This is a genomic window from Acinetobacter sp. CIP 102529, assembly GCF_000368325.1.
Classification (GTDB): Bacteria; Pseudomonadota; Gammaproteobacteria; order Pseudomonadales; family Moraxellaceae; genus Acinetobacter; species Acinetobacter parvus.
In genome coordinates, this window is record NZ_KB849354.1 from 424,801 (window position 1) to 434,177 (window position 9,377).

General features: G+C 44.3%; 7 protein-coding genes, 2 tRNA genes and 1 pseudogene. 5 read left to right on the forward strand and 5 right to left on the reverse strand.

Features of this window, described 5'->3' with window-relative positions:
* A pseudogene (locus F972_RS15745) lies at positions 1–177 on the reverse strand (IS701 family transposase); the annotation flags it as partial.
* Between the two features lie 281 nt (positions 178–458).
* On the opposite strand from F972_RS15745, the gene F972_RS04150 reads away from it, so the two are divergent.
* A complete protein-coding gene (locus F972_RS04150) occupies positions 459–1,166 on the forward strand; it encodes a nitroreductase (RefSeq protein ID WP_004678233.1) in 708 nt (235 codons plus the stop codon).
* A 21-nt stretch (positions 1,167–1,187) separates the two neighbouring features.
* Here the strand turns inward: F972_RS04150 and F972_RS04155 are convergent, their stop codons facing one another.
* Positions 1,188–1,808, reverse strand: a complete 621-nt coding sequence (locus F972_RS04155) for an MFS transporter (protein ID WP_004678235.1) — start codon at positions 1,806–1,808, stop codon at positions 1,188–1,190.
* 149 nt (positions 1,809–1,957) lie between these two features.
* Here F972_RS04155 and yccS point away from each other — a divergent pair, with 149 nt between their 5' ends.
* The 4 genes from yccS (at position 1,958) to F972_RS04175 (ending at position 8,483) form a co-directional block, all read left to right on the forward strand.
* A complete protein-coding gene (yccS, locus tag F972_RS04160; protein WP_004764056.1) occupies positions 1,958–4,132 on the forward strand; it encodes a YccS family putative transporter in 2,175 nt (724 codons plus the stop codon).
* A gap of 105 nt (positions 4,133–4,237) precedes the next feature.
* The gene (locus tag F972_RS04165; protein ID WP_004681639.1) at positions 4,238–4,822 is read left to right on the forward strand and encodes a YcxB family protein; all 585 of its coding nucleotides are present in this window, start codon (positions 4,238–4,240) and stop codon (positions 4,820–4,822) included.
* Positions 4,823–5,029: 207 nt separating this feature from the next.
* Positions 5,030–7,567 (forward strand): PepSY domain-containing protein, encoded by a 2,538-nt coding sequence (locus F972_RS04170; RefSeq protein WP_004756026.1) that lies wholly within the window; start codon positions 5,030–5,032, stop codon positions 7,565–7,567.
* Between the two features lie 130 nt (positions 7,568–7,697).
* A complete protein-coding gene (locus tag F972_RS04175; protein WP_004764059.1) occupies positions 7,698–8,483 on the forward strand; it encodes a YdcF family protein in 786 nt (261 codons plus the stop codon).
* 32 nt (positions 8,484–8,515) lie between these two features.
* On the opposite strand, the gene F972_RS04180 is transcribed toward F972_RS04175, so the two are convergent.
* The 3 genes from F972_RS04180 to F972_RS04190 all read right to left on the reverse strand — a co-directional run bounded on the left by F972_RS04180 (position 8,516) and on the right by F972_RS04190 (position 9,374).
* Positions 8,516–8,986, reverse strand: a complete 471-nt coding sequence (locus F972_RS04180; protein ID WP_004756030.1) for a DUF2750 domain-containing protein — start codon at positions 8,984–8,986, stop codon at positions 8,516–8,518.
* 94 nt (positions 8,987–9,080) lie between these two features.
* Positions 9,081–9,156 (reverse strand) — tRNA-Val (locus F972_RS04185).
* A gap of 141 nt (positions 9,157–9,297) precedes the next feature.
* Positions 9,298–9,374: transfer RNA gene (locus F972_RS04190), tRNA-Asp, on the reverse strand.
* Positions 9,375–9,377: the final 3 nt, after the last annotated feature.

Genomic DNA, 9,377 nt, shown 5'->3' on the forward strand with positions numbered 1-9,377 from the left:
TAGGTCGTGAGGTGTGTAGTCTTCACGCTCTAGAAAGCGATTTACACTATCATGCGAGATATTATAAGTCTCGGCAAGTTGTGTGCAGCTAATAGAGTTCGGTTCTGTCATGAGAAAGCCCATATAAATGGGTAATGTACAAGTTGCTGTAGAAGCATGTTTAGTTCGTCTGATCACAGATACTTTATAAACTATTTTAATACTTTTTTGAATCCGTCAATGCGTAAGTCCTATATATATCAATAAATATTAAATCTATTTCATTGTGTTACAAATACATTTAATTTTCACATAAAGAAACAAAATACAAATGAAATACAATACTGGTAGGTCTCATCTACATATCGCTTACTTTTCACTCAAAACTCCAATCTACGACTTAAAAAGTATCTGCAAAAGCTATTTATTACTTTATAGTCTCATTCCATGAGAAAGATCATAAATGATGAGGAATTTTTATGAACACGGAACAAGTCCGCTACGTCGATGATGCCATTACATCGCGCCATTCAGTACGTGCGTTTCTGGATACCCCTGTTGAAACCCAAACCATTAAGGATATTTTGGCGGTTGCCAGCCGAGCACCGTCTGGCACGAATACACAGCCGTGGAAAGTGTATGTGCTGACAGGTAAAAAACGAGCTGAAATGATTAACCGTGTTTGTAATGCACAAATTGAAATGTTTCAAAAGCCAGAACTCGCTGGACAGTATCAGGAAACCTTTGCCTATTATCCTGAAACCTGGATTTCACCTTTTATTGACCGCCGTCGTGAAAATGGCTGGGGACTCTACGGTTTACTAGGAATTCAAAAAGGTGAAAAGGAAAAAATGGCGGCACAGCAATTGCGTAATTACCAGTTGTTTGATGCCCCTGTTGCCCTGTATTTCACCGTGAACAAAGCAATGGGGATTGGTTCAAAAATGGATATTTCCATGATGATCCAGAATGTTATGGTTGCAGCTAAAGCACGCGGTTTGGATACCTGCCCGCAAGCCGCATGGAACCATTTCCATCCAATCGTACTGGATGTGCTTGGCGCACCTGACGATGAAGAACTGGTGTGCACTGTTGCCTTGGGCTATGCAGACCCTGATCACATCGTAAATACATTTATTACGCCTCGTGAGCCTGTGGAAAACTTTACTGTATTTTTAGATGAATAATTCATTTATTGGACAGTATCTCTAGCTGAAGATACTGTCTTGCTGTTTCCCCACCTTAAAAATTGCAAATAGTCCCGCACTGGTAAACATCAACATCATCAATCCCATATTGAGTGATGCTTTCCAAATCAGGAAGTTTAAGATTACCCCGCCCAACAAGCCACAGGCGAATTGCATACTCCCCATAATGGCACTGGCTGTTCCTGCCCTTGCACCCTGTTTCGACATGGCCAAAGCCATTGCATTGGGTCCAGTTAGGCCAATCCCAGAAACAACTAGAAATAAGCCTGACATTAACAGCCAAAGTGGCGCGTGGTTCATCAAGCCAGCACTGACCACAATGCTCACAAAAACACAGGCCAAACTGGCAACCACATACAAGGCCAAGCCAAAATATAAGGGGGTTTTGCGTCCAATACGGTCACTTACAGGCCCATAAATCAGTTGTCCAATCGCAAGTCCTAGAAAATATGCGGGTAAGGTATTGGCAATCATCTGCATACTTACCCCAAACTCATCCGCCATTTGTGGCAGCGCGGGTAAATACATATCAATCGATAATGGACCTAAAGCTGTCAATAAAGCCAGCAATAATATCCATGCTGTTGAATATTGACGCTGACGAGCTTGCTCTGCCTGCATAATACTGTACTTTTCATGTTAATCACGTTTGCAAGCTTAGCATCCTCACTGTATTTGTGCATAATATGAGTGATAAAATCGATAGCATATTAGCCGATAACGCAAGGCATGACTGAAATGTCAACAGACCCTATAAAAAAGGATCAACCTTGAATCCCTGGTTCGGACGTTTAAAACAGGCAACCTACAACACCACGTTTATGTATAACGTGCGTATGCTCATTGCCTTTACAGGCACGGCTTTTGTTCCCTATCTGCTCAATTTTCAACTCGCCACCATTCCACTGACATTGGGTGTGGTTGCCGCAGGTATCAGTGACATTGATGACCGTTTTTCCGTGCGCATCATGAACCTGATTTATACCTATATCGGTTTCTTTATCACTGCGGCATCGGTTCAGTTGCTGTTTCCCTATCCTGCTGTCTTTGCAATCGGGCTGATTGTTTCCTGTATCGGCTGGATTTTACTGGGTTCACTCGGTCGGCGTTATGCCACCATTGCCTATGGCTGTCTGGTGGTTTCGGTCTACTCAATGCTAGGTGTACACCTGTTCGAACAATGGTATCTACAACCAGCCTTATTGGTAGCTGGCGCAGCCTGGTACGGACTGCTTTCCACCATTAGCTTCCTGTTATTTCCTGTTCGTAAATTGCAGGACCAGCTCTCTGCCTCTTATCATGCGCTGGGAAGCTTTTTATTTGCCAAATCCAATCTGTTCGATGTCGATATGACGCCATCAAGCTATCAGCAAAGCATGATTGATCTAGCGTTGGAAAATGGCAAGCTGATCTCCATCTTCAATGACATGCGTATGGCGCTGCTGACCCGCCTCAAGGGTGATCGGGGCCAGAAAGATACACGGCGTAGCTTGCAGTATTATTTTGTTGCGCAGGATATTCATGAGCGAGCGGATTCAGCCCATATCGACTATCAGAAACTGGCCAAGATTTTTCAACACAGCGATATTTTATTCCGATTTCAACGTATCCTGACCATTCAGGGCAAAGCCTGTCAGGACTTGGCGAACTGTATTTTAACCCGTACCCGCTATGTGCATAACAAGCGCTTTAAGCACAGCTTTGAAAACTTAAGGCTGTCGCTGGAAAAGTTGCATGCAGACCAAGTCTATGATCAGGTGCGGATTAATGCCCTTTTTGCGCTTTATCAAAACTTAAAGTCGATTGATGCGCAGCTCCAGAATCTGGAGACTGAACGTAACATGCAACTGATCAATGCCCAGCAGGCGGAAAACCAGCTCAAGGATGATGACCTGAAAGGCTGGAATGACATGATGGTACGGGTCAAGCAGCATCTCACTCCCGAATCGGTGTTATTCCGCCATGCGGTGCGTCTCTCCATTGTGCTGTTTATCGGTTACATCTTCATTCAGTTAACCCATATTGCCTATGGCTACTGGATTCTACTGACTGCCCTGTTTGTCTGTCAGCCAAACTTTAACGCGACCAAACGCCGCCTGTATTTACGAATTGTCGGCACCCTGATTGGAATTATTGTCGGTCTGGCGATTATTTACTTTATTCCGTCACTTCAGGGGCAATTGGTCATGTTGGTGCTCAGTGGCGTTTTATTTTTCGAGTTGCGTAGTAAACAGTATGCCCAGGCAACCGCCTTTATCACCATTCTGGCCTTGATCAACTTTAATCTGGATGGTTCCGCATTTGCCGCAGGTTTGCCACGCCTGATCGACACCATCATTGGCTGTGCACTGGCATGGTTTGGAGTCAGCTTTATCTGGCCCGACTGGAAGTTCCGCCGCCTGCCACGCACCATTCAACGTTCACTGCAAGCCCAATGTAAATATCTGGCGGAAGTGGTAACCCAATATCATGAAGGGCGTAATAATGCCCTGAACTATCGAGTGGTCCGACGGGCGGCACATAATAATGATGCGGAAGTTGCATCACTCATTTCCACCCTTGCAACCGAACCCAATATTGATCCCACCAAGAAAGCACAGGCATTTGAGTTTCTCTGTTTAAGCCATACCTTTCTCAGTTATATCGCGGCCTTGGGTGCGCACCGTGAACGTATTGATGAGCCTGCGATATTAAGCCTGTTGGATCAGGCACTGGATGATATTCAGGGTGCACTGTTACGAGATGAAGTACCTGACCTGTCTTCACAAAATATGCTACAAAGCATACGCGAACGCCTGAGCCGCAATGATGAAAACGACCAGAAATCGCTGATTATTTTGCAGCAGCTCTCCCTGATCCTGAGTATTTTGACCCGTTTAAGTATGTTGAAACAGAGTTTAAGCTATGAACCCCATGAAGATGGGACCGAGTTTGCTTCACTTTAGGGGCTATTGGTATTTTAATCGTCCCTATGATTCGCTATTGGCCTAATATCTTTGCATGCCAATCAATGATAAACTTAACCCAGTTCTAAACTCATTTTTTAAACTATGACCGCCAAAACGCTATACGCTTATACGCTACAACCCGTTCCCTACGAAGTTTCTGAACAAGAACAACGTCAAGCCCAACTTATGATTTGGCGTGGTACCAATAAGTTCAGCCGCAAGGCCTGGCTGATTATGATTGCACTTGTGGTGCTTTCACTGGTTACAGCAGGCCTGATCAAGTATTACTCCACCTACTCAACCGCGATTTGCTGGGTGGTGATCATTGGTGTGGTACTGTTCTACCTCATCAAGAAGTTTGGTCTGGAATGGTATGTGAAACGTAAAATGAACGAATTTCCTGTACAGGAAATCAAGGGGATTCGTTTAGGTGTACAGCCCCACGGGATTGTGATGCGCCAGAAAATGGGACTTCAGGAAGGTACAGCGACCATCGGCTGGAAAGACATTTACGAATGGTACAATACCCCTGATTTTATTTTGGTTAATTTCAAGGTAAAGACACCAAAAGGCGAAGTTCAGCAAGGTGCCTATATCCTGCCAAAACGCATGGATTCAAAGAATTTCTCATTTAATACAGTACGCAAGCACTTAAAAGAGACAGTTGGTGAGGCTAAACCGTTGTAATCGGATACGGTCATCAGCAATATAAAACAACCCAGCCCAAGCTGGGTTTTTTCTTAAAATGGCACTTCCCTCGTTTAGGTTTAAGCCAGATTTAAATCACTTAATTTGAAAATAAGAATCAAAATCAATATTATCTACAAAATCCTTATTCTATTCTTATTATTGGGTTATATTTACAGAAACTTCTTCATCTTTCCATTTTTTCCCATGTTTAAAAAAGTATTCTTCCAAATCCACTGGTTTTTAGGGATTACGGCTGGTTTAATCCTCTCCATCATGGGAGTGACAGGAGCCATTTACTCCTACGATCAACAAATCTTAAAAATGATTAATCAGCAAAGTTATGTGGTACAAGCCGCAACAACTCCCAAGCTGACACCAGCGCAACTTTATCAGCATTTCAACCAGCAACAACCTGAGATTAAGATCAACAGCATCACCCTCTCTGCTGACCCTACCGCATCCTCTACAGTCAATATCAAGAAAGATGGCGAACGGCGTGGCTATAACATGATGGTCAATCCCTATACTGCCGAGGTTCTGCCTGAGATCAAGGGACAGGAGTTTTTTCAGTTTATTCAGCGTTTGCACCGTTATCTAACGATGGGTGATTTTGGCAAACAGTTGACAGGTGCCTCTGCGTTGATGCTGATTTTCTTTGTATTGAGTGGACTTTATCTGCGTTTTCCGAAGAAACACTCTTTTAAACAATGGTTTTTTATCAAGCCCAAGCTGAAAGGCCGTAATTTTATCTGGAATTTACATGCCGTTGTGGGCACTTGGGCGGCGGTGTTCTACCTGTTGTTTGCATGTACAGGCTTATACTGGTCGTATGACTGGTGGCGTGCAGACATGTTCAAGGTGATGGGAGTCGAACAGCCACAACGCAAAGAGCATGACAATGAGGCTGGCCAAGCCAAGCAACCTGAATTATCAAAACAACAGATCAATACAATTCTTGAGCAGACATGGACAAACGTCAATGCACAGATTGGCGGCAAATACTCTGCCCTCACCCTAAATATTCCCAAGCATGATGACGCAAAGCTAGAGCTATCATTCGTTGACCATATTCCACAGCATGAACGTGCACGCAATCAGGCTGTCTATAACTATCAGCAGCAAAAAATTGAAAAATTAGAATTATATGAAGATAAAAAGCTTAATGAGAAAATCATGAGCAGCATGCTACCTGTGCATCGGGGTAGTTTCTTTGGTTCGACCTACCAGTTTATTGCCTTGCTGGCCTCTCTCAGCATGCCTTTATTCTTTGTGACAGGCTGGATGCTGTACCTCAAACGCCGTCAACAGAAGAAACTGACTTTGGCAGCGCGTCAATCCCAAACATCACAACAGGTCGATCCAAATGCAAAACCATGGTTGATTACTTATGCGTCTCAAACAGGTGTTGCTGAACAGTTGGCTTGGCGCACCGCCACCAGCCTACAGGAGGCACAGCAGCCGACTGTAGTGAAACCCATTCAGCAACTTACCGAGCAGGACTTACAGCAGGCGCAGCAGGTTCTATTCGTGGTCAGCACCTATGGCACAGGTGAAGCACCCGACCTGGCAACAGGGTTCTGTAAAAAGCTCATGCAACAGAGGCCTAACCTCGGTCACATGCAATATGCGGTATTGGCGCTCGGTTCCAGAGAATATCCAGACAGTTACTGTAGTTTTGGCTATGCAGTTGATAAGTGGTTAAAACAATGCAATGCGGAGGCATTTTTCGAGTTAATCGAAGTGGACAATGCAAATGCCAATGACATTCAACGCTGGAATCAAGCCTTGTCTGCGGTGACTCAGCATGAACTGCATGCCATGAATATTGAAAAGGTCTTCGATCAATGGACACTCAGTAAACGCCATGTACTTAATCCAAATAGTTTGGGACAGGCAGCCTATAATATTGAACTGACAGCACCTTATGACATTAGCTGGCATGCGGGAGATATTGCCGAGATTCAACCAGCCAATAGTATGGCTGAGATTGAAGCCTTTCTGGCCAAGCATCAAATTCCTGCCAACATTCAGGTTGCTTCACTCAAACAACCGATTGAACAATGGCTGTGGAATAAAAACCTACGCACTGAGATTCAGCCATTTACCAAGCTTGAGGAACTGCTGCAACAACTTCCTACCCTGCCAACACGGGAATACTCGATTGCCAGCATCCCGTCACAGCAAGTTCTACGATTGGTGGTGCGTCAACAACGTGATGAAAATGGCCAATTAGGACTGGGTTCAGGCTGGCTCACCGAGTTTGCATCCTTAAAGCAAACCATTGCCTTACGCATTCGTAGCAATGAATCTTTCCATTTGATTGACGACAACCGCCCTATTATCTGTATCGGCAATGGTACAGGCATTGCAGGACTAATGGGCCTGTTACAACAGCGTAACCGTCAGGATTACACCGCCAACTGGCTGATCTTTGGTGAACGCCAACGTGAACATGATTTCTTCTATCAGGAAACGATTGAAGCATGGAAAAATATGGGCACGCTCAAACGCCTTGATCTGGCTTTTTCCAGAGATCAGGCGCAGCGCATCTATGTGCAGGATATCGTGCGTGAACAGGCTGATGAGTTAATTAGCTGGCTAGACCAGGGTGCGGTCATTTATGTCTGTGGTAGTATTGATGGCATGGCTTCAGGTGTAGATCAGGCACTTACCGATATCCTAGGTGAAGAAAAAGTGGATGCACTTCGTCAGGCAGGACGTTATCGTCGGGATGTCTATTAACTCGTAGTTCACTTTCCTCCAAGAACAACGGGTGTTTTCACACCCGTTTTTTATACAACAGCATCAAAATTTGCCTTTCGCCTAAATTTGCATACACTTAACACGATTCAAATCGACCACAATTCAAATTATGCAACTCAGTTCATGGCTTCGTCTCTTATTTGCCCTTGTCGGTTCAGTCCTGTTCATTGATGGTGCGGTGCTGATCGCATTTAAAAAGATTCATATTGGGACAGTGCTTCCACTGCTGCTTGGCCTTTTTTTCTGTGTATATGCGTTCTTTTATTATCATATTGAACGTTTCTTTTTCTATCATTTCCGCCTACATTCCATTTGGCGCTTTGGCTGGTTATGCTTCTGGATCTGGTTGATTAGCTTAGGCTATTTTTTTAATTATCTGGCAGAGAACAATGCAAAAACCCAGACCATACCCCCAGTACGGGCAATTATTGTGTTGGGTAGTGGTGTTGAAAATGGGCAGCCATCCGCCACCCTTGCCAAGCGACTTGATCGAGCTGCACCAGTGGCCCTGGCCCAACCTGATGCCAAACTGGTTTTGACAGGAGGTATTGATTTTGGTGAAACCCAAAGTGAGGCTGAGGTGATGTCCAGCTATCTACAGCAGAAGCACCATATTCCCGCCTCGCAAATACTTTTGGAGGATAAGAGCACCAGCACTGAGCTGAATCTTAAAAATAGTCAGCCTTTGTTGCAGGCACAACACATTAATATCCAGCAACCAATTGTAATCGTGACCAGTGATTTCCATACACTGCGGGCGGCCGCAATTGCGCGAAAACAGGGATATCGCCATATTAGCATGCTGGGTGCCACCACACCTTTAGCCACACGTTATAATGCATGGCTAAGGGAGTATTTTGCCTACGCAAGTGGCTGGTTACTGGATGAGTATTGACAGGGTTATCCCTATCAATTTTATCTTATTGCTTATTGATGCAAACGAATGTCCCGTGGCAACGGCAACTGCAACTCAGCAAAAACCTCTGGGCGCTGCAAATAGATCTGATACAGAAAATTCTTAATATCCAATAATAATGAATCAGGGCTAACCAGTAGGTTATTCCCCTCAGGCGTTAGGTCAAGAGAAAGTATGGTGTTATTTTCCTTTAAAAAAGGAATCATCTTTTCAATGAATGCCATCAAGGGCAATTCTTGAACCTCGTAATTGGCCCAATTGTCCTTGATCAGTAACTTTGCCATTCCCTTGTTCTGCCAAATAGACATGGCATGCTGTCCTGTTGGCGTTGCACATAGTGCCCAACCCTCATGATACAGGGCAACCACACGACGCTGGACAATAATATTTTCAATAAACTGGCGATAAAGCTGTTTAGGCGGTGAATTGGATATCGTAGTTTGAGATTTCGACGCAGCCTTGCGTTGATATGGATTTTTCATAATAAATGACTTCAATATTAGAATGATTATCGCGGCACATGATAAATCAAGCTTGAAGTGATTACAATGAATTGATTTTTAAGATGATGGGATATGGTGGGCGCTGACGGGATCGAACCGCCGACATTCTGCTTGTAAGGCAGACGCTCTACCAACTGAGCTAAGCGCCCTGAACGAAGATAAACAAAGCAAAGCTTTGTCCGAGTGCAAGAAAAAAATCTTTAATTTTTCTAATTAACTCTCGTTTCAGAGAAGCAAGTATAAACATACTTGTTAAAACAAACATTTTCTTAAACAGGGAGCCAAGAAAATGGCGCAGCGGACGGGGCTCGAACCCGCGACCCTCGGCGTGACAGGCCGATATTCTAACCAACTGAACTACCGCTGCACT